At 62.6% G+C, this 21,151-nt stretch carries 21 protein-coding genes (1 of these 21 running past the window's edge); 13 read left to right on the top strand and 8 right to left on the bottom strand.

The window, feature by feature from the left end:
- Both ACJJVH_RS16775 and ACJJVH_RS16770 read right to left on the bottom strand, forming a co-directional pair.
- Positions 1-197: the 5' end (the start) of an ATP-binding protein gene (locus tag ACJJVH_RS16775; RefSeq protein WP_112795539.1), read on the bottom strand. The gene continues 1,156 nt to the left of window position 1, outside the view; only the first 197 of its 1,353 coding nucleotides appear in the window; the start codon lies at positions 195-197; the stop codon falls past the left edge of the window.
- Between the two features lie 3 nt (positions 198-200).
- Positions 201-920, bottom strand: coding sequence for a response regulator (locus tag ACJJVH_RS16770; protein ID WP_112795540.1), 720 nt, complete (start codon positions 918-920; stop codon positions 201-203).
- A gap of 355 nt (positions 921-1,275) precedes the next feature.
- Here ACJJVH_RS16770 and ACJJVH_RS16765 point away from each other — a divergent pair, with 355 nt between their 5' ends.
- The 5 genes from ACJJVH_RS16765 (at position 1,276) to ACJJVH_RS16745 (ending at position 7,203) form a co-directional block, all read left to right on the top strand.
- Positions 1,276-2,076, top strand: a complete 801-nt coding sequence (locus ACJJVH_RS16765; RefSeq protein ID WP_113357884.1) for a pseudouridine synthase — start codon at positions 1,276-1,278, stop codon at positions 2,074-2,076.
- Positions 2,077-2,097: 21 nt separating this feature from the next.
- Positions 2,098-2,781, top strand: a complete 684-nt coding sequence (locus ACJJVH_RS16760; protein ID WP_113357834.1) for a phosphoribosyltransferase — start codon at positions 2,098-2,100, stop codon at positions 2,779-2,781.
- A gap of 143 nt (positions 2,782-2,924) precedes the next feature.
- Entirely contained in the window at positions 2,925-3,869 is a 945-nt protein-coding gene (locus ACJJVH_RS16755; RefSeq protein ID WP_412065188.1) for a phosphoribosylaminoimidazolesuccinocarboxamide synthase, read from the top strand.
- Between the two features lie 353 nt (positions 3,870-4,222).
- Positions 4,223-5,677 (top strand): efflux transporter outer membrane subunit, encoded by a 1,455-nt coding sequence (locus ACJJVH_RS16750; protein ID WP_112795542.1) that lies wholly within the window; start codon positions 4,223-4,225, stop codon positions 5,675-5,677.
- Positions 5,678-6,378: 701 nt separating this feature from the next.
- Entirely contained in the window at positions 6,379-7,203 is an 825-nt protein-coding gene (locus tag ACJJVH_RS16745; RefSeq protein ID WP_113503611.1) for an SH3 domain-containing protein, read from the top strand.
- 218 nt (positions 7,204-7,421) lie between these two features.
- On the opposite strand, the gene ACJJVH_RS16740 is transcribed toward ACJJVH_RS16745, so the two are convergent.
- The 4 genes from ACJJVH_RS16740 to ACJJVH_RS16725 form a co-directional block, all read right to left on the bottom strand.
- Entirely contained in the window at positions 7,422-7,664 is a 243-nt protein-coding gene (locus ACJJVH_RS16740; RefSeq protein ID WP_112795544.1) for a DUF982 domain-containing protein, read from the bottom strand.
- A gap of 253 nt (positions 7,665-7,917) precedes the next feature.
- Positions 7,918-8,046 carry a hypothetical protein gene (locus tag ACJJVH_RS16735; protein ID WP_412064383.1) on the bottom strand — a complete coding sequence of 43 codons (129 nt, stop codon included), beginning with the start codon at positions 8,044-8,046 and terminating at the stop codon, positions 7,918-7,920.
- Between the two features lie 72 nt (positions 8,047-8,118).
- Entirely contained in the window at positions 8,119-8,307 is a 189-nt protein-coding gene (locus ACJJVH_RS16730) for a hypothetical protein (protein WP_112795618.1), read from the bottom strand.
- Positions 8,308-8,568: 261 nt separating this feature from the next.
- Positions 8,569-8,787 carry a hypothetical protein gene (locus tag ACJJVH_RS16725; RefSeq protein ID WP_412064382.1) on the bottom strand — a complete coding sequence of 73 codons (219 nt, stop codon included), beginning with the start codon at positions 8,785-8,787 and terminating at the stop codon, positions 8,569-8,571.
- Positions 8,788-8,842: 55 nt separating this feature from the next.
- Between ACJJVH_RS16725 and ACJJVH_RS16720 the strand changes: the two genes are divergently transcribed.
- From ACJJVH_RS16720 to ACJJVH_RS16695, 6 genes are all read left to right on the top strand, one after another.
- Positions 8,843-11,065 carry a transglycosylase domain-containing protein gene (locus ACJJVH_RS16720; RefSeq protein ID WP_412064381.1) on the top strand — a complete coding sequence of 741 codons (2,223 nt, stop codon included), beginning with the start codon at positions 8,843-8,845 and terminating at the stop codon, positions 11,063-11,065.
- A 293-nt stretch (positions 11,066-11,358) separates the two neighbouring features.
- Entirely contained in the window at positions 11,359-13,278 is a 1,920-nt protein-coding gene (gene dnaK, locus ACJJVH_RS16715) for a molecular chaperone DnaK (RefSeq protein ID WP_112795546.1), read from the top strand.
- Positions 13,279-13,361: 83 nt separating this feature from the next.
- Entirely contained in the window at positions 13,362-14,504 is a 1,143-nt protein-coding gene (dnaJ, locus tag ACJJVH_RS16710; protein ID WP_113357837.1) for a molecular chaperone DnaJ, read from the top strand.
- A 276-nt stretch (positions 14,505-14,780) separates the two neighbouring features.
- Positions 14,781-15,908: a DNA replication/repair protein RecF gene (gene recF / locus ACJJVH_RS16705; RefSeq protein WP_113372493.1), complete on the top strand. Its 1,128-nt coding sequence runs from the start codon at positions 14,781-14,783 to the stop codon at positions 15,906-15,908.
- A 36-nt stretch (positions 15,909-15,944) separates the two neighbouring features.
- Positions 15,945-16,715 (top strand): molybdopterin-synthase adenylyltransferase MoeB, encoded by a 771-nt coding sequence (locus ACJJVH_RS16700; protein WP_412064380.1) that lies wholly within the window; start codon positions 15,945-15,947, stop codon positions 16,713-16,715.
- On the top strand, positions 16,712-17,191 hold the full coding sequence (locus tag ACJJVH_RS16695; protein WP_412064379.1) for a GNAT family N-acetyltransferase: 480 nt from the start codon (positions 16,712-16,714) through the stop codon (positions 17,189-17,191). The genes ACJJVH_RS16700 and ACJJVH_RS16695 overlap by 4 nt, the downstream gene beginning before the upstream one ends.
- A 27-nt stretch (positions 17,192-17,218) precedes the next feature.
- Here the strand turns inward: ACJJVH_RS16695 and murA are convergent, their stop codons facing one another.
- On the bottom strand, positions 17,219-18,532 hold the full coding sequence (murA, locus tag ACJJVH_RS16690) for a UDP-N-acetylglucosamine 1-carboxyvinyltransferase (protein ID WP_113372462.1): 1,314 nt from the start codon (positions 18,530-18,532) through the stop codon (positions 17,219-17,221).
- A gap of 142 nt (positions 18,533-18,674) precedes the next feature.
- Positions 18,675-19,676, bottom strand: coding sequence for a 2-hydroxyacid dehydrogenase (locus tag ACJJVH_RS16685; RefSeq protein WP_112795551.1), 1,002 nt, complete (start codon positions 19,674-19,676; stop codon positions 18,675-18,677).
- A gap of 190 nt (positions 19,677-19,866) precedes the next feature.
- Between ACJJVH_RS16685 and ACJJVH_RS16680 the strand changes: the two genes are divergently transcribed.
- Positions 19,867-20,406 (top strand): SH3 domain-containing protein, encoded by a 540-nt coding sequence (locus ACJJVH_RS16680; RefSeq protein ID WP_112795552.1) that lies wholly within the window; start codon positions 19,867-19,869, stop codon positions 20,404-20,406.
- Between the two features lie 81 nt (positions 20,407-20,487).
- Positions 20,488-21,099, top strand: coding sequence for a cadmium resistance transporter (locus ACJJVH_RS16675; RefSeq protein ID WP_412064378.1), 612 nt, complete (start codon positions 20,488-20,490; stop codon positions 21,097-21,099).
- The last annotated feature ends 52 nt before the right edge of the window (positions 21,100-21,151 follow it).

Here is a 21,151-nt window from a genome sequence, read left to right as displayed (position 1 = left end):
ACGGCGAGCGGCTGGGCCTCCGGCGCAACGGCATCGAGAAGACGGACCGCCGTCTTGACCTGCATGGCAGGCGACAACTCGGGATTGAACGATGTATCCGGCTTCAGCTGCGCGGCAAGGAACGCCGCAAGCTGTATGACGAACAGCGCCACGGCGACGATCATGATGATGCGGGCGACGAGGCCGAGTTTCAACATGGCTCAGACATCCTTCACATCCGTGGTGAGAAGATAGCCGGCATTGCGCACGGTGGTAATAATATGTGCGCCATCGGGCAGGCAATGCCCGAGCTTGGTGCGCAGGCGGGAGACCGTAACGTCGATGGTGCGGTCGAACGGATCGGCACCGCGGCCGCGCGTCCAGTCAAGCAGTTGCTCACGCGACAGCACGCGACGCGGCCTTTCGAGAAAGCAGACGAGCAGATCGAACTCGGCCGTCGTCAGATGCACGACGCGCTCCCCCTCCATCTCGATCATCCGGCCATCGAGATCGACGGTCAGGCCGGCGAAGCTCTTGCGCCGCGACGGGAGGCCGGCTTCCTCCGGCCGGTCCGGTCCGGAACGGCGAAGGATGGCGCGGATGCGCGCCAGAAGCTCGCGCGGATTGAAAGGCTTGCCGAGGTAATCGTCGGCCCCCATCTCAAGGCCGAGGATGCGATCGATATCCTCGGATTTCGCCGTCAGCATGAGGATCGGCACCTTGCTGCGGCTGCGGATGCGGCGGCATGCCGACAGGCCGTCTTCGCCCGGCAGCATCAGGTCGAGGATGATCAGATCCGGAAAACCCTTGGAAAGAACGCGGTCCATGGCCGCGGCGCTATCGGCCGCCTGCACGGAAAAGCCCTCGCGGCTCAGGAACTCCTCCAGGAGCGCCCTAATCTCGCGGTCGTCTTCGACCAGAAGAAGCGATGCGGAAACCATGGCCCTTCCATGCTGGGCGAGAGGGCGTTTTGGCAACAGGGAAACGGCCAGCGTTACAAACTGTAACAAATTTCCGCCGTTTTGAAAAATCCCAGCAAAAGAAGCAGTGCAGTTTCCCATGCAACCGCGATCCCTCCGGAGCGAACGGCGGCAACCCGGTTGCCGTCTACCCGACCCCATCGCCCGCTCCGGTCCGCGACAGGGCTCGCATCCATGAAATGCGAGCCCTGTCTGCCCTTCAAATTTGCCGCCTCCACGGCAATGCGATTTGCGTCGCGTCCATCCCCGTGCGAAAGGAATGTCCTTCGCCGGCGCAAGACGCGGTCTCGGCAAAGACGATCATGGGGAAAGACGGGTGAGCCAGCGGCAATCACCGCAACGATCCGGCAAGGCGGCGAAAGGCCGGCAGGAGCCCGAAGGCAAGCGCGTGACCTTGCCGCGGGCGCTTTCCAAGCTCGGCTATTGCTCTCGTACGCAGGCGGAGGCGCTGATCGCGGCCGGCCGCGTGGCCGTGGACGGCCGGACGATCTCCGACCCCGCCACCTGGGTCGATCTGGAGCGCTCGAAATTCGCGGTGGACGGCATCGGGATCGCCGCGGAGAAGAAACTCTACTTCATGCTGAACAAGCCGCGCGGGCTGGTGACGACCCGCGACGACCCGGAAGGGCGGCCGACGGTCTACGATTGCCTGAAGGAGATCGATGCCCGGCACCTCGCCCCGGTCGGGCGGCTGGACAAGGCGAGCGAGGGGCTGCTGCTCTTCACCAACGACACCGTGCTCGCCCAGGCTCTGCTCGATCCCGTGAGCCATGTCCGCAAGACCTATCATGTGCAGGTCGGCCGCATCATGGACGAGGAGCAGCTTGCGCGCATGGAACGCGGCATCATCGACGACGGCGAGCTGCTGACCGCAAGCTCGGCCCGCCTCCTGCGCAGCGGCGACCGCAACGGCTGGATCGAAGTGGAGCTCAAGGAAGGCCGCAACCGCCAGATCCGGCGTATGCTGGAAGCGCTGGGGATCGAATGCCTGCGGCTGGTGCGCGTCGCTTTCGGCGATATCCCGCTCGGCGATCTGCCGAAAGGCGGCGTGCGGGCCTTGAGCGAGGCGGAAATCCTCGGCTTGCACCGCCGCGCTGGAATGAAGATCAATAGATGAACGGACCAAAGGCTGAAAGCGATGCGACCCCATGACTTCTGGCAGGAGCTGCATGCACCGCAAAGCTTCGACCCGGCCGAAGCGCGCCCGGATTTCCATGTGGCCGAGCTGCCGGACGGACGTCAGCTGCGCCTGCCGATCCGCGTCCTGGCGGATGGCGAGCACGCACTGGCATCGCTGATCGTCAACCAGGCAAGCTTTGCGGTGCAGGACGCCCTGGCGGAGGCGCTTGCGGCACGCATCGCGGCGTATGAGGTCGATGTCGTCGCCGGATTGCCGACGCTCGGCCTCACGCTGGCTTCCGCCGTCGCCCGCGCGCTCGGCCATGCGCGCTACGTGCCGCTCGGAACATCGCGCAAATTCTGGTATCGCGACGAACTCTCGGTGGCTCTTTCTTCCATCACCACCCCGAACCAGGAGAAGCGTCTTTATATAGATCCGCGAATGCTGCCGTTGCTGGAGGGCAAGCGCGTGGCGCTGGTCGACGACGTGATCTCCAGCGGCGCCTCGATCGTCTCCGGGCTTTCGCTGCTGGCGTCCTGCGGCATCGAGCCTGTGGTGATCGGCGCGGCCATGCTGCAATCCGATCGCTGGCGGGACCGTGTGGACGTGGACGGCAAGCCATGGAGCGAGCGGATCGTCGGGGTATTCTCGACACCGATCCTCGAACGGAGCGAAAATGGCTGCTGGCGGCGGCCGGGCTGACCGCTTTGCGCCCCGGCGGCCGCAGGAGAATATCCGGGTTACATTATTATATGTGAAAACCGTTCCGATTCGTGCTGCAATGCGTTAAGGATCCGCTCAAGAAGCATCCGTCGGGCGGATGCACGAGCCTGCTGGTGGACGCGTTGCGAATTCTCTCCGAAGCCCATTTTCCGGAACTGCCCAACTACTATCGCGGCAAGGTGCGCGAGAATTACGACCTGCCGGATGGCAGTCGCATCATCATCAGCACCGACCGGTTGAGTGCCTTCGACCGCATTCTCACCTGCATTCCCTACAAGGGTCAGGTGTTGACGCAGACGGCGCGCTACTGGTTCGAACAGACGCGCGATATCTGCCCGAATCACGTCATCGACTATCCGGACCCGAACGTCGTCATCGGCAAGCGGTTGAACATCCTGCCCGTCGAGGTCGTCGTCCGCGGCTATCTTGCGGGCACGACGGGCACGTCGATCCTGACCCTTTACAAGAAGGGCGAGCGCGAGATGTACGGAATCACGCTGCCTGACGGAATGCGCGACAACCAGATCCTGCCGGCGCCGATCATCACGCCAACAAGCAAGGAATTCGACGGCGGCCACGACGAACCGCTGACGCCGACGCAGATCGTCGAGCACGGGCTTCTGACGGCGGCGCAATGGCAGACCCTTTCCAACTATGCCCTTGCCCTGTTCGCCCGCGGGCAGGAAATCGCCCGCAAGCGCGGACTGATCCTCGTCGACACCAAATATGAGTTCGGGACAGACGAAAACGGCACCATCATCCTCGCCGACGAAATCCATACGCCCGACAGCAGTCGCTATTGGCTGGCCGACAGCTATCGGGACCGCTTCGACAAGGGCGCGCGGCCGGAGAGCTTCGACAAGGATTTCGTGCGCGCCTGGGTCACGGAGCGCTGCGATCCGTACAAGGACGAGATTCCGGAGATTCCGGCCGATCTCGTCGAGCAGACGTCCAAGGTCTATATCCGTGCCTACGAGGCGATAACGGGCATGCCCTTCTTGCCGGACGATCGTGGCGCGACGCCCCGCGACCGGGTTCGCGCAAGTCTGTCGCGCTATTTCACCTAGAGACGGTCCGCACACGTCCGTCGATATCGAGCACATGCGCCGAACGGTCTCTCAAGATTGTGCCGGCTACTGATTCGCGGATGCGGTACACGCCTGGGTGGTGTGGAAAAGGGTATGTTTTTTGCAACACTTTAGATTTTTTTTACCGGTACGCTGATATTTCGCCCGATCCCACATATGTTCGCAGCCGAGAATTCGTAAAAGCCACTGTGCTATTGCAAAACTCATTGCTAGATTGACGCCGACTGCTTCGGGTCACTGTTTGTATTGCGTAAGGCTGGAAGCGCCGACACATGGGGTCACGTCGATCCCGAAAAACACTGATCATGTAAATTGAATTGTGGGACAATGTGATGGTTTCCATTCGTACTGCCGCCCCCGCCCTGCTGCTTGTTTTGGCAGGCTGCGTTAGCGGCCCAGACCATAAGCCACCGGAAATGCCACTCCCGGCCAAATTCTCGGAGGGCGGTACGAGGATGAACGGCGATATCGCCGGGTCGCAATGGTGGACCGCCTTCGGTGACTCCAAGCTGAACGCCTTCGCCGCACAGGGACTTGCCCAGAACCTCAACATCCAGCAGTCGCTGGAAATTATCAATCAGGCTGAAGCCGCGGTCGTTACGGCCGGTGCCGGCGGCCTCCCGAGCCTGACCGTGACGGGCGACAATACGACCAGTGGCCAGAAGGGCTCGCTGCGTACCCAGACCGAAACGCGGAACGAATCCGGCGGCAGCGCCTCGGCTTCCTGGCTGCTCGACCTCTGGGGCCAGTATCGCCGCGCCAAGGAGGGCGCCAACGCTTCGCTCGATGCCGCCTATTCCAACGTCGACACAGCGCGCCTGACCTATCTGTCGGATCTGGCCACCAGCTACGTCAACGCCCGTTATTATCAGGCGCTCGTAGCCATCGCTCAGGAAAACCTGAAGTCGCGGCGCGACACGCTTTCGCTGACGAAGTTCCAGCTTGAAGCCGGTGCGGCATCCCGCCTCGACGTGGTTCAGGCCGAAGGTCTCGTCAATTCGACGCTCTCGACCATTCCCGGCTTCGAGATCAGCTATCGCCAGGCCGTCCATCACATCGCAACGCTGCTGAACGTGCCTTCCGCCACGATCATCGCCCAGATGCAGGGCGGCGGCAGGCAGCCGGTATTCCGCGGCAGCGTTCGCACCGGCATTCCCGCCGACCTCATTCGCAATCGTCCGGACATCCGTGCCGCAGAGCGCAATCTTGCCGCTGCCACGGCCCAGATCGGCGTGGCGGAAGCAAAGCTCTTCCCGTCGATCACGCTCAGCGGCGCGATTTCGCCGACCTACATTCATAGCTCGTCCGCAAGCGGCGGCCTGACCAGCTGGTCATTCGGTCCGTCGTTGAACCTGCCGATCTTCGATGGCGGTGCATTGCGCGCCGGCGTCAAGTCTGCGGAGTCCTCGAGCCGTGAACAGTATATCGTCTGGCAGCAGACGGTGCGGACGGCGATCCAGCAGGTTGAGGACGCCCTGTCGGCCGTTACCCGCGATGCACAGACGGTCTCGGCTCTCCACGCTCAGGTCAAATCCTATCAGGAAGCCCTGCAGCTCTCGACCGCAAGCTACAAGGACGGCGCGTCTTCGCTGCTCGACGTTCTCGACGCACAGCGTAACGTAACCTCCGCCCAGCAGAGCCTGGCTCAGGCAGTGCAGCAGAGCGCCAACGACTATATTGCACTGAACGTCGCAATCGGCGCAGGCTATGTTCCGGCCGGAAAGGCCACCGTGGCCGCCGCTCCGAAAGCCAAGGTCGTCAAGGTTTCGGCCAAGAAGGCGAACTAAACAGTCAGAGCCCGGCACCGCCGGGCGCGTAGCTGAAACCGCCGCAGGCAACTGCGGCGGTTTTTCTTTTGGCGCAGGAACGGTGCGAAAAATGAAAATGGCGCGCTCCGCTTTCGCAGGAAGCACGCCATCGCCAAAAACAAAAAGGCCGGAGTGATCCGGCCTTTCGCCATCCGCTATCGCATCAGTGCCAGTACATCCGTGGTCAAAGGCAATGCGGAACTGCAGCCAGATTGATCATGAAAGGTTAACGAAGAGTTAACGCCACTTTCACTCTCGACGGATGAAAACGGCTCGCTGTGAAGCGCGCCAGCCACCCATCGGCTGCATGACTGAACACTATATCGGCGCCCAAGGTGTCAATTTCAAGGCCGCGGCCTGCTTTCTTCGAACAGGCTGCGAGTCCTGGATGACCGGCAGCGGCAATAATGCTCGCAAAGGCACACAAAGCTCGTCAAGAAAGTTTCGCCGATTTGCGTGTTTCCCAAATCTCCGTTCAAGCTGCATTCATGCGAATACTCGTAGAACACATGCAAAGATTGAAGATGCGCCACGAAATCTATCAGATTTCGTGCATGCGCGGGCCTTCATCTTGCCGAATTTGAGACGTTTTACCGAATAGCGCCGGGGTAGGCGCACGTATAGCGAACAGGCACCGGACCGGCGATCTTGCGACGACGGTGCGTAAAGGGAGAGTGTTTATGAAGTTCAAGGTTCTTGCCGCAAGTTTGCTGGCCGCATTGGTGGCGCTGCCGGCTGTCGCGGAAGCCGCGGAGGGCTTCGCCACCGCAAACGTCAACATGCGGTCCGGCCCCAGCACCGCCTATCCGGCAGTGACCATGATCCCCGTCGGCGTGTCGCTGCAGATCAACGGCTGCCTCAATGACACGCCCTGGTGCGACGTCTCCTTCTATGGAGGCCGCGGATGGGTCGCCGGCCAGTACATTCAGGCCGTCTATCAGTCGCGCCGCATCTATGTCGGCCCCCAATATTATCGCCCACTCGGCATCCCCACAGTGGTTTTCAACTTCGATGACTACTGGGGCCGCTACTACCGCGGCCGCGATTTCTATCGTGAGCGCGACCGTTGGCGCCGCGGCCCCGGCTGGGTCGACCGCCGGCCCGACAGCGGCTGGGATCGCAATCCGGGATGGAATAACGGACCGAATCGCAATTGGGATCGCCGCCCCGACGACAACCGCGGCTGGGACCGCGGGTCGGACTGGAACAGCGGGCCGGACCGCAACTGGGATCGCCGTCCTGACCGCAATGGCGACAGGGACAGGCCGCGCGACGGCAATCGCGATTGGGGCCGCCAGCGGCCGGACAACAACAACCAGGATTGGGGCAATCGCCCCGATCGTCCGCGTGACAACAACCGCCCCGATAATCGCCCGGACAATCGCCCGCGTCCCGAACCGCAGCGGCAGCCTCAAGCGCAGCCGGGGCCTTACAGCCCCGATCACAAGGATTGCCCGGCATCGGAACCGAATTGCCGCATGTCGACCAGAGGTTCGAACCGCTGACGGCGCTCCAATAATTCAGACGATAAAGGCCAGCGACCGACAAAGTCGCTGGCCTTTATCAATTGAGATATTCGTGAAAGGAATGCGGGTCTTCCGCGCTGCGTAGCAGTGACAGCGAAATGGATGCTTTGCGATAGTGGTACGCGTTCAGCTCCTGCGTAGCTTTCCTCGGCCCGCAAGAATGAAATGCTCGAACGGCCCGGCCGAGCCGCTGCGCCTCAATGCATTTTCAGATGCGCTTCCCGCGTCGCCGAAATGAACATTTCCCGCGCCTCTTCGGCCGATTTACGGCCGTCGATCGCCGCCCGGCACAGGCTCCTTGCCGCGACATACAGCGGACCACGCCTGTCGGGCCAGAGATTGGCCATGCAGTTGAGGGCCTCGTACGGACCCGTCACGACTTGAAACGTATCCTGGGCAAAACCGATCTCGATTGGATTGCTCCACTTGATCTGTCGCATGAACACTCCTCCTCACGCGCTGCCAGCTAACTGAAACCACCTCCGGGGCGGTCTCATGACAATACTATAACCTCGATCAAACCATTCGAAAATATGGAAGATTGCACATGGCCGCGCGAAGTATCGCCGCATCCGGCATGACGGCCCGCCTGCCCGGACCGCGAGCTTTCCCGATATCCTATGGAAACCGACAGGGTTGCGGGCGCTTGTAGCCTCATCGGGCATTGCGGCGGTATCGGGCCTGGCATGCGATCTATTTCTCGCGTGCGATCCGCTTGGCTTCGTCCGGAGAGAACCCCGCCCTGCGGGCCAACTGCTCCAGCCCGAATATACGGTCGATCTGGTCGACCAGCCAAAGTTCGAAACGCTTCCACATGGTCATAGCCTCCTCCGCTGCGAGACTTTCGGCCGCAGCGGCCCACGATGAACATCGCGCCGGCCTGCCAATTTCCGTTCAGCGAAACTGCGGCGGCCTCTGCGCGTTCGAGAGCAATTCCTGTTTCGTCGCGAAGTCGCCAAACAGCTTTTTCAGCCGGGCTTCCTCCTCCTTGCAAATCCGGTGGCGCCGGGCAAAATCCTCGACACTCCAGACTTCACGCAGTTTGCTCTCGCCGACTTCCTCTATCTTGATCAGTGAACTCATGTGCTCGCCCTCTTTTATCTTTATGAGGGAATAATGCTCCGGACGGCGAAAAGTTCCTCCCTGCCCTCTAGCCGCCGGCAGATGCCGTTGCCGCGATGCCGGGCGGAATTGTTCTTAATCCCTCGTTAAATCGCCGCATTTACAGTTCAGGCGGGACTTGATGTCTTCACGAGGGGTTCGTGAACGAACGGCGCGTAACCCGCAACGAGAGCCGCAATCGGCTTTCGGGCTGGCGCACCGACCCAGTGCGGCCGATCGGGCTCAAAGATTTCTACCGCCGCCGCGATCAGCCTGATAGAAGACATGGACAGATTGGGCATCGAGGAACGACCGGCCGGCAATGGCAGATAAGAAGAAATCACGCCAGAGGATAGAACCATCCTTTTCCAGCGGCCGGGAACGCAGCGATGACGGATTCAATGCCGGCGAACGCATCGTCGGCAACAGGCATTCGCCCAGGAAATACTCGTCTTCTTCCAAGACATACTACGAAAAGCCGGAACCGGACGAAGAAGAGGACGACGAGGACGAACCCGTGGCCGAAAAACCTCGCCGCGCCCGCAGCCGGCGCAAACCCGCACGCCGCGCGCGCCCGCGACGCGGCTTTTTCGGCTTCATCCGCACCACGATCTATTGGGGCTTGGTGCTCTGCCTCTGGGCCGGTATCGGGCTTGCGGGCCTCGTCGCCTATTACGGCTCGCGCATGCCGAGCGCCAGCACCTGGTCCATCCCCGAGCGGCCGCCGAACGTCAAGATCAACGACCTCGACGGAACGCTGCTTGCCAATCGCGGCACGACGGGCGGGGAAGCCTTGGCGCTCAGCGACATGTCGCCCTACATTCCCGAAGCGATCGTCGCCATCGAGGACCGCCGCTTCTACTCCCATTTCGGCTTCGATCCGATCGGCCTTGCCCGCGCCGTCGTGACCAACGTTCTGACCGGCCACGCCGTCCAGGGCGGGTCGACGCTGACGCAGCAGCTCGCCAAGAATCTCTTCCTGTCGCCGGACCGCACGCTGGAACGCAAGGTGCAGGAAGTGCTGCTGGCGCTGTGGCTGGAGCACAAGTACACCAAGGATCAGATCCTGACGATGTACCTGAACCGCGTCTATTTCGGCTCCAACGCCTACGGTGTCGAAGCGGCCTCGCGGCGCTACTTCAACAAATCGGCCCGCGACGTGAACCTCGGCGAGGCGGCCCTGCTCGCCGGCCTGGTCAAGGCGCCGTCGCGGCTGTCGCCCGCGCGCGATCCGGCGGCTGCCGAGGCCCGCGCGCAGCTGGTGCTGCAGGCCATGCATGAACAAGGCTTCATTTCCGAGGCCGACATCAAGACGGCGATGTCGCAGCCGCCGACGCGCTCGAAAAGCTATTGGAGCGGTGCCGAGAACTACGTCGCCGACATGGTCATGGACCAGCTGCCGAAGCTGATCGGCGGCGACATCAAGGAAGACCTGATCGTCGACACCACGCTCGACATGTCGCTGGAGGAAAAGGCCGAGAAGGCGCTGAGCGACGTGCTCGAAAAGGACGGCAAGAAGCTGAATGCCTCGCAAGCCTCGCTGGTTTCCGTCGATGCGACCGGCGCCATCCGCGCGCTCGTCGGCGGACGCGACTATGCGCAGAGCCAGTTCAACCGCGCCGTGACCGCCAAGCGCCAGCCGGGCTCCGCCTTCAAGCCCTTCGTCTACACCGCCGCGCTCGAAATGGGCCTGACGCCCAATTCGATCCGCAACGACGCGCCCGTCAAGATCGGCAACTGGGCGCCCGAAAATTACGAGCAGCGCTACAGCGGCCCCGTGACGCTTGCGACCGCCGTGGCCAAATCGCTGAACACGGTTGCCGCGCAGATGGTCGCCGAGGTCGGGCCGGACCAGGTCATCAAGGTCGCCCGCAGGCTCGGCATCGAATCCGACCTGCAGGCCAATGCCTCCATCGCCCTCGGCACATCCGAGGTGTCCTTGCTGGAGCTGACCTCAGCCTATGCCACCTTCATGAACGGCGGCTTCAAGGTGGCGCCGCATGTCATCACCAAGGTAACGACCGTTTCCGGCAAGGTGCTCTACCAGGCCAATACCGATAATCCGCAACGTGTGCTGAATCCGGATGTCGTCACCAACATGAATGCCATGATGGCCGGCGTGATCGCCTACGGAACCGGCAAGGCCGCGCGCATCCCGGGCTGGCAGGCAGCCGGCAAGTCGGGCACGACGCAGTCCTTCCGCGACGCGCTGTTCGTCGGCTTCACCAGCCATCTGACCACGGGTGTCTGGTTCGGCAACGACGACGGCAAGTCGATGCGCAAGGTGACGGGCGGCGGGCTGCCCGCCAAGGCGTGGAAGGAATTCATGGTCGCCGCCCATAAGGGCATCACGCCGACGCCGATCTTCGGCGGCGGGCAGATCATAGACAACGGCCTGCCGGTAGCGCAGACGGCACCGAACGGCGACCAGCCGACGACGATCGGCAACATCATCTCCGGCGCGGGCAATGCCGGACAGCCGATGCAGCAGCCGACATTGCAACAAAGGCCGGTGCAGCAGCCGGCCCAGCCGCAGCCGCAGATCGTCAACCAGACCGTGGGCAACGAGGATCCGCAGGACCTGCCGCCCGCGAACCTCGCCGACGACGCCAATCCCTACAGCTCCAGCCCCTATGACAGCGCCGATATTCCGCCGGCGGATATCGGCGACGGCGGCGCTCCCGTCGCAACGGCACGGCCGCATCGCTCCTCGCTGCTCGACGTCATCCTCGGCCGATAAAATCGCTATTTTGCAGCTTGCCGCTTGCGTGGCCGCGGCAAGGCTGCTCTGATGCGCGGTCGCGTCAAATCCGCCGGCCCGCGGCGCACACAGGGCCAAGCGGAATTTGAGCGACAAACCATTTGTTTTGCTGGATTTCGGGCTATTTCCTGCCTTGCAGTCAGTAAAACCGCTACTTATATACGCGGCATCACCGCAGTCATGGCTGCGCAATCCTCAAGACCATCCCGTAAGGGGCTGTCAATGGAATGCCTGACAGGGGTTCCGATAGCTTGCTTCAAGGAGAGAATGACATGGCAAAAGTAATTGGTATCGACCTTGGAACCACGAATTCCTGCGTCGCCGTCATGGACGGTAAAGACGCGAAAGTGATCGAAAATGCCGAAGGCGCCCGGACCACCCCCTCCATGGTTGCCTTCACCGACGATGGCGAACGCCTCGTCGGCCAGCCGGCCAAGCGCCAGGCTGTCACCAACCCCACGAACACCCTCTTCGCCGTCAAGCGCCTCATCGGCCGCCGCTACGAAGATCCGACCGTTGAAAAGGACAAGCACCTCGTTCCCTTCAACATCGTTCGCGGCGACAATGGCGATGCCTGGGTAGAAGCCAACGGCAAAGGCTATTCGCCCGCACAGATTTCCGCAATGATCCTTCAGAAGATGAAGGAAACCGCCGAATCCTACCTCGGCGAGAAGGTCGACAAGGCCGTCATCACCGTTCCCGCATACTTCAACGACGCTCAGCGCCAGGCAACCAAGGATGCCGGCAAGATCGCCGGTCTTGAAGTGCTGCGCATCATCAACGAGCCGACGGCTGCGGCACTCGCCTATGGCCTCGACAAGAAGGACGGCAAGACCATCGCCGTTTACGACCTTGGCGGCGGCACCTTCGATATCTCGATCCTCGAAATCGGCGACGGCGTCTTCGAAGTGAAGTCGACCAACGGCGACACCTTCCTCGGCGGTGAAGACTTCGACATGCGTCTCGTCGAATACCTCGTTGCCGAGTTCAAGAAGGACAACGGCATCGACCTCAAGGGCGACAAGCTTGCCCTGCAGCGCCTCAAGGAAGCTGCCGAAAAGGCCAAGATCGAACTTTCGTCCGCGCAGCAGACCGAAATCAACCTGCCCTTCATCACGGCAGACGCAACCGGCCCGAAGCACCTGACGCTGAAGCTGACCCGCGCCAAGCTGGAAAGCCTGGTCGACGATCTCGTCCAGCGCACCATCGCACCTTGCAAGGCAGCCCTCAAGGATGCCGGCGTTACCGCCGCTGAAATCGACGAAGTCGTTCTCGTCGGCGGCATGAGCCGCATGCCGAAGGTACAGGAAGTCGTCAAGCAGCTGTTCGGCAAGGAGCCGCACAAGGGCGTCAACCCGGATGAAGTCGTCGCGCTCGGCGCCGCCATCCAGGCCGGCGTTCTGCAGGGCGACGTCAAGGACGTTCTGCTCCTCGACGTGACCCCGCTGTCGCTCGGCATCGAAACGCTGGGTGGCGTCTTCACCCGTCTGATCGAACGCAACACGACGATCCCGACGAAGAAGTCGCAGACCTTCTCGACCGCCGACGACAACCAGTCGGCCGTGACCATCCGCGTCTCGCAGGGCGAGCGCGAAATGGCCGCCGACAACAAGCTGCTCGGCCAGTTCGACCTCGTCGGCCTGCCGCCGGCACCGCGCGGCGTTCCGCAGATCGAAGTCACCTTCGATATCGACGCCAACGGCATCGTCCAGGTTTCGGCCAAGGACAAGGGCACCGGCAAGGAACAGCAGATCCGCATCCAGGCTTCCGGCGGCCTTTCCGACGCCGACATCGAAAAGATGGTCAAGGATGCGGAAGCCCATGCTGCCGAAGACAAGAAGCGCCGCGAGGGTGTCGAGGCCAAGAATCAGGCTGAAAGCCTGATCCACTCCAGCGAGAAGTCGCTGAAGGATTATGGCGACAAGGTCAGCGAAGCCGATCGCACCGCGATCTCCGACGCGATCGCGGCGCTGAAGACGGCGACCGAAGCTTCCGAGCCGGACGGCGAGGACATCAAGGCCAAGACCCAGACCCTCATGGAAGTTTCCATGAAGCTCGGCCAGGCGATCTATGAGTCCCAGCAGGCGGAAGCAGCTTCGGGCGATGCCTCGGCGGAAGCCGGCAAGGACGATGTCGTTGATGCCGACTACGAGGAAATCAAGGACGAAGACGACCGCAAGCGGTCTGCATAAGCACGAACCGAAAGGTTCAGGAAACTTAGATCCGGCTGCCTTCGGGCAGCCGGAAATCCATTTCCGGGGTTCTAATCCTTAATATGGCAAAAGCGGATTTTTACGAGACGTTGGGCGTCTCCAAGACGGCGGACGAGAAAGAGCTGAAGAGCGCCTTTCGCAAGCTGGCAATGCAATATCATCCGGACAAGAATCCGAATGACAACAGTGCCGAGCGGAAGTTCAAGGAAATCAATGAAGCCTACGAAACGCTCAAGGATCCGCAGAAGCGCGCAGCCTATGACCGCTACGGCCACGCCGCTTTCGAGCATGGCGGCATGGGCGGCGGCGGCTTCGGAGCCGGTTTTGGCGGCGGCGGTTTCTCCGATATCTTCGAGGATATCTTTGGCGAGATGATGGGCGGCGGCCGCTCGCGCGGACGCTCTTCCGGTGGTCGCGAGCGCGGCGCGGATCTTCGCTACAATATGGAAATCTCGCTGGAGGAAGCCTTTACCGGCAAGACGGCGCAGATCCGTGTTCCGACCTCCATCACCTGCGATGTCTGTTCCGGCTCCGGCGCCAAGCCCGGCACGCAGCCGAAGACCTGCGGCACCTGCCAAGGCTCCGGCCGGGTCCGCGCCGCCCAGGGTTTCTTCTCGGTCGAGCGCACCTGCCCGACCTGCCACGGCCGCGGCCAGATCATTCCCGATCCCTGCACGAAATGTCACGGCCAGGGCCGCGTGACCGAGGAGCGCTCGCTCTCCGTCAACATTCCGGCCGGCATCGAAGACGGCACGCGCATTCGCCTGCAGGGCGAAGGCGAAGCTGGCTTGCGCGGCGGGCCCGCGGGCGATCTCTACATCTTCCTCTCCGTCAAGCCGCATGAATTCTTCCAGCGCGACGGCGCCGATCTCTATTGCGCGGTGCCGATCTCGATGACGACGGCGGCGCTCGGCGGCACGTTCGACGTGGCAACGCTCGACGGCACCAAGTCGCGCGTCACCGTTCCCGAGGGAACGCAGGTCGGCAAGCAGTTTCGCCTGAAGGGCAAGGGTATGCCGGTGCTGCGCTCCAGCCAGGTCGGCGATCTCTACATCCAGATCCAGATCGAGACGCCGCAGAAACTGACCAAACGCCAGCGTGAACTGCTTCAGGAATTCGAGCAGATCTCGTCGAAGGACAACAATCCCGAATCGACGGGTTTTTTCGCCCGTATGAAGGATTTCTTCGATACGTTCAGCGACTGAGCGGCAAAGGCCGAGCGGCGAATCAAAGTGTTTCACATGAATCCGGCCGATGATTCGGCCGGATTTTTTTATTGGCAGGCGAATCACCCGTTATCGCGATTCGAGGTCGCCGTGCCGGCCGCTTTGCCGGAAGGTCGTTTCTCGCGCTCGGACGGCGGCTCACACGACTTCCGGCCGGCTCTCCAATCCGCCGTCATGGGAACCAGCGGCAAAATCCTTGCGCTTGCTGCCGGTTCGGCATACCCCTCGGCCATCGATGACGAATCTGAAAGATCCATGCCGAACAAGGTTTTCATCTCGCGCCTGAAGCTCACCGATTTCCGCAATTATGCGGCGGCGGCACTGGCGCTTGACGAGCGGCATGTGGTGCTGACGGGCGACAACGGCGCGGGCAAGACCAATCTCATGGAGGCGGTTTCGCTGCTGTCACCCGGCCGCGGCCTGCGCCGCGCCGCCTATGCCGATATCACCCGCGTCCATGCGCCGGGCGGATTTTCGATCTTCACCGAGCTTGAGGGCATGGAAGGGCTCGTCGAAATCGGCACCGGCATCGATACGAGCGACGAGACCGCTGCCCGCAGGCTCAGAATCAACGGAACGCCGGCCAGGACGGTCGACGAGCTGACCGATCATTTGCGCGTTCTCTGGCTGACGCCGGCCATGGACGGCCTGTTTACCGGCGGCTCCTCGGAACGCCGCCGTTTCCTGGACCGGCTGGTGCTGTCGCTCGATCCCGCGCATGGCCGCCGCGCCAGCGATTTCGAGCGCGCCATGCGCAGCCGCAACAAGCTGCTCTCCGAAGGCCGGTTCGACCCTTCCTGGCTTGCCGGCATCGAAGAGCAGATGGCGAGCCTCGGCATCGCCATGGCGATCGCGCGGCAGGAAATGCTCGGCCTTCTTTCGCGGCTGATCGCCGAAACGCGCGAGACGACACCCTTTCCCTCGGCGGCGCTGGAGTTGTCCGGCTTCCTCGACGGGCAGTTCGACCGGCCGGCCGTCGATCTGGAAGATGCCTATTCCGACATGCTGCGCGAGGGGCGCTATCGCGATGCGGCTGCCGGCCGCACGCTGGATGGGCCGCATCGGGCCGACCTTCTGGTGCGCCACCGCGAGAAGGACATGGAAGCAGAGCGCTGCTCGACCGGCGAGCAGAAGGCCCTGCTTGTCGGCCTCATCCTTGCCCACGCGCGCCTTGTCGGCAACCTGACCGGCCATGCGCCGGTCCTGCTGCTCGACGAGATTGCCGCGCATCTCGACGAAGGTCGGCGCGCGGCACTCTTCGATCTCATCGACGGGCTCGGCGGGCAATCCTTCATGACCGGCACGGACAAGGCGATGTTTTCCGCGCTCGGCGAGCGCGCGCAATTCTTTACCGTCGCGCATGGCGGCATTACGAAATCCTAGCGCCTCCCGCGCCGCGATTGTGATAGAGTCGCGCGCATGGAACTCTTGAGCCCAGACGAAATCGCCCGTTACCAGCGCCACATCCTCCTTCCCGAGGTCGGCGGCGCCGGTCAGCAGAGATTGAAGGCCGCGCGCGTTCTGGTGATCGGTGCCGGCGGCCTCGGTGCGCCGGTCCTGCAATATCTCGCCGCCGCCGGTATCGGCACGCTCGGCATTGCCGATGACGACCGCGTTTCGCTGTCCAACCTGCAGCGGCAGGTCATTCACGATACGGGCACGATCGGCGAACTGAAGACCCGGAGCGCCGCCGACGCCATCGCCCGTCTGAACCCGCATGTGCGCGTCATCCGTTTCGAAGAAAGGTTCAGCCGCGACAATGCCGCGCGGCACCTTGCCGGCTTCGATCTCGTCATCGATGGTTCCGACAATTTCGATACGCGCTATACCGCCGCCGATGCAGCCGAGGCGGCACGCCTGCCGCTCGTGACCGGCGCAGTCGGGCGCTTCGACGGGTCCGTGACGACGTTGAAGCCCTATGAGACCGATGCCGACGGCCTGCCCAACCCACGTTATCGCGATCTGTTTCCAGCACCGCCGCCGGAAGGCCTCATTCCGAGCTGCGCGGAAGCCGGCATCATCGGCGCGCTGACAGGCGTCATCGGCACGCTGATGGCGATGGAGGCGATCAAGCTCGTGACCGGCATAGGCGAGCCGCTGATCGGCCGCCTGCTGCTTTACGACGGGCTTTCGGCGCGCTTCGAAACCGTGCGCTATCGCCGCAAACGCGCCCGGGTCGCCGCCGAATGAGCGATATTGCGCTTCGCCGCCTGGATGGCGGCTTCGACCGCTGGGACGGCTTGCTCGATCTGATCCTCGTGTCCTTCGCCTATATGAACGGACGGATCGACCCGCCTTCCTCCGCGCTTGCGCTTACGCCGCAAGCGCTCAAGGCAAAGGCAGACACGGAAATCGCCTACGCCGCCTTCGACGGCGCTCAAATAGCCGGCTGTATTTTTTGCCGTCCGGAGGCAGAAACGCTTTATATCGGCAAGCTGGCGGTGCTTCCCGCCGCTCAAGGCAAGGGTATCGGCAAACGCCTGCTCGGCGCGGCGGAAGCGATGGCGCGAGAGCTCGGTCTTGATAGCTTGCGGCTGGAAACGCGTATCGAACTGGTCGACAATCACGCCACTTTCGCCGCCTGGGGTTTTCGCAAGACAGCGGAAAATCGCCATGCCGGCTTTCATCGAACGACGTCGATCGAGATGCGCAAGGCGATCGTATAGTCCCTTTTCCGCCGTCGAAGAGTTCCGTCACGCCTCGCGCGGCGGGATACGGGTGATGTGCGCGCCCAGGGCGTTCAGCCGCTCCTCGATGCGCTCGTAACCGCGCTCGATCTGCTGGGCATTGTTGATGACGCTCGTGCCCTCGGCGCACATCGCCGCAATCAGCATGGCCATGCCGGCGCGGATGTCGGGGCTTTCGAGCTGGGCGGCGCGCAGCTTGGAGGGGCCGGCGACGATGGCGCGATGCGGATCACACAGCACGATGCGGGCACCCATGGCGATCAGCTTGTCGACGAAGAACATGCGGCTTTCGAACATCTTTTCGAACATCAGCACGACGCCGTCGCATTGCGAGGCGGTGACGATGGCGATCGACATGGTATCGGCCGGAAAGGCTGGCCAGGGCTGGTCTTCGATCTTCGGGATGTGACCGCCGAAATCGGGCTGGATCTTCATCTCCTGACCGGCGGGAACGACCAGATCGTCGCCCTCGATGCGGCAGCGGATGCCAAGGCGCTCGAAGGTCATCAGGGTGGAGCGCAGATGCTCGACGCCGGCCCTGCGGATGGTGATTTCCGAACCGGTGACGGCCGCCAGGCCGATCAGCGAGCCGACTTCGTTGTGATCCGGGCCGATCCGGTGCGTGACGGCGCCGAGCGGCTGGCCGCCGTGGATCGTCATCATATTGGTGCCGATGCCCTCGATACGCGCGCCCATGGCGATGAGGAACCGCGCCAGATCCTGCACATGCGGTTCGGATGCGCAATTGCGCAGGATGGTCGTTCCGCTGGCGGCAACGGCGGCGCAAAGCGCATTTTCCGTCGCGGTCACGGACGGCTCGTCGAGGAAGACATCCGCACCGCGAAGTCCCTCCGTGCGGAAACTATAGACGCTGTTGACCTCGATCCTCGTGCCAAGCTGGTCGAGCGCGAGGAAATGCGTGTCGACACGCCGGCGGCCGATGACGTCGCCGCCGGGCGGCGGCAAGGTGATTTCGCCGCAGCGCGCCAGCATGGGGCCGGCAAGCAGGATGGAGGCACGGATGCGGGCACAAAGATCGGGATCGAGATCGGCCGGCCGTAGCTCCCGCGCCTCGATTTCGAGCTCGTTGCGGCCGAGCCAGCGCACCTTCGCGCCGACCGACCGAATCAGCTCCACCAGCGCCTCGACATCGCGTATGCGCGGCACATTGCTGAGCTCGACGCGCTGATCGGTCAGAAGCGATGCGGCGATGATCGGCAATGCGGCATTCTTGTTGCCGCTCGGCTCGATTTCGCCCGACAGCCTGAAGCCACCCTCGACCACGTATTGAACCCGCTCATGCGGCAGCGCCCGCGCCATTGTTTCGGCCCTTCCTGATTCGTGTTTGCAGTCACCTCTGGGCCGGCTTCGTGACATGAACATGACCGGCCGGAGGCAAGAAGATCAAATTTGGAGACGGCCGTATCCGCCTTGCAGCGGCCGGAGAATCAGAGAAGTTCGCTCACCGAAACGGCAGGACGCGATTGGGCGGGCGATGGCCGTCGATGAAGGCGCGGATATTGATGATGACCTTGTCGCCCATGTCGATGCGGCCTTCGAGCGTGGCCGAGCTCATATGCGGCAGGATGACCACCTTGCCCTCATTGGCAAGCTTGACAAGCTTCGGATTGACGGCCGGCTCGTTTTCGAACACGTCAAGGCCCGCACCGGCGATCTTGCCTTCGCGCAGGATCTTGATCAGCGCCGTCTCGTCGATGACATCGCCGCGCGCGGTGTTGACGATGTAGCTCGTCGGCTGCAGCAGCGCCAGGCGGCGCGCCGAGATCAGATGATAGGTGGCCGGTGTCGAGGGGCAATTGACCGAGACGATATCGACGCGGGCCAGCATCTGGTCGAGGCTGTCCCAATAGGTCGCCTCCAGCTCGTCCTCGGTGGCCGGATTGACGCGCTTGCGATTGTGATAGTGGATCGAAAGGCCGAACGCCTTGGCGCGGCGGGCGACGGCTGTGCCTATGCGCCCCATGCCGACGATGCCGATGCGCTTGCCGTGGATGCGGCGACCGAGCATCCAGGTCGGCGACCATCCGGCCCATTCGCCGGGATTGTCGGTCAGCACGCGCGCACCTTCCGCAAGACGTCGCGGCACGGCGAGAATGAGCGCCATGGTCATGTCGGCGGTATCTTCGGTCAGCACGTTGGGCGTGTTCGTCACGGTGATGCCGCGACGGGCCGCGGCTTCGACATCGATATGATCCGTACCGTTGGAAAAGCTGGCAATCAGCTTCATCTGCGGGCCGGCTTCCTCGATCACCTCGGCATCGATACGGTCGGTGACCGTCGGCACCAGCACATCGGCCGATCGGACGGCCTCGATCAGTTCGTCCCTGGTGCGCGGGCGGTCGTCGATGTTGAGCTCGGCATCGAAGAGTTCGCGCATCCGCGTCTCCACCGCATCCGGCAGTTTGCGCGTGACGTAGACTTTCGGTTTTTTCTTCGTCGTCATGGCGAGCGGCGATGCCTTGTTCAGATGTTCTTAACCAAGAAGCGGGATAATTTTCCCGTTCCGGGCATTTCTACCAGACCCGCAGGCGAAGACAAACAAAACTCGCTGACGCGATCCGAGGATTTGCCGCTTACCGGAGCGAAAGGCAGCCGGAAAGGCGCCTTTGTCATGACGAACGAACGGAAATCCCATGCGTGGCAAAGTATTGAAGTCCTGCGCCATTTTCGCAATCGGCCTGATGATGGCCGCTGTGTCGGCCGATCTTGCCGCCGCCCAGGCCGCCAAGGGGCCGAGCGGCCTGCCGCTGCCGCGATTCGTTACGCTGAAATCGAAGCGGGTCAATCTGCGTATCGGCCCCAGTGCGGATTATGCCGTGTCATGGCTCTACCTCAAGCAGGGTCTGCCGGTCGAAATCATCCAGGAATACGATAACTGGCGGCGCGTGCGCGATGCCGACGGCACCGAAGGCTGGGTCAACCAGTCGCTGCTGTCGGGCCAGCGCTCGGCCATCGCCGCCCCGTGGATGAAGGGCAAGGGCAAGGCCGTCTTCGTCAACATGCGCCGCGAGGCCCTGCCCTCCGCCACCGTCATCGCCAAGCTCCAGCCCGGCGTGATGATGAGCGTGCGCGAATGCACCGGCGACTGGTGCATGGTCACGGCGGATGGCACGGAGGGCTGGGTGGCGCAATCCGAGATCTGGGGCGCATATCCCGGCGAAGCCTTCAAATAGCAAGCCTTCTCATCGACCCGCAGCCGCGCGGCCTTGCCCGCGCAATGACATATCCGGCATCGGACAAGGAGACCGGCCAACGTGGGCTATGTGCTGGGCGTTTTCGGCGTTGCCATCGTCATGTTCGCATCGACGAACATTGACGACATTTTCGTGCTCCTCGGCTTCTTTGCCGACCCCAGGTTTCGGGCAAAGCAGATCGTCATCGGGCAATATCTCGGCATCGGCGCGCTTTACGGCATCAGCGTCATCGCCTCGTTTCTCGTCCTCGTCATTCCCGCCGCCTATATCGGCCTGCTTGGCTTCGCGCCGATCTATTTCGGCTCGAAGAGATTATGGGAGCGCTGGAACGGCATCGAGACCGGCGACGCTCCGGAAGACCACGAGAAGGCGGCGGCGGGACACGGAAACATTGTCGCCGTTACGCTGGTGACGATCGCCAATGGCGGCGACAATATCAGCGTCTACACGCCGATCTTCGCCACGCGCTCGGCCTATGAAGTCCTGACCATCGGCTGCATTTTCGCGCTGCTGACGGCGATCTGGCTCGGTGCCGCCCACTCGCTCGTCAATCACCCGACCCTGGGAGCGCCGATCAGGCGTCACGGCCACCGGCTCGTGCCTTTCGTTCTGATCGCGCTCGGTATCCTGATCCTCTATGAGGCCAGGACCACAACGCTGCTGTGGTCATAGAGCGCCTCCGCTTTCCGGCACCATGCGATAACCGGTTTCTCGGCAAGCAAAA

Origin of the sequence: Rhizobium sp. SYY.PMSO (assembly GCF_046840415.1) — a bacterium.
In the GTDB taxonomy this organism is placed as follows: domain Bacteria; phylum Pseudomonadota; class Alphaproteobacteria; order Rhizobiales; family Rhizobiaceae; genus Rhizobium.
The sequence above is the reverse complement of the archived record's forward strand: the minus strand, read 5'-3'. Positions and strand labels throughout refer to the sequence as shown.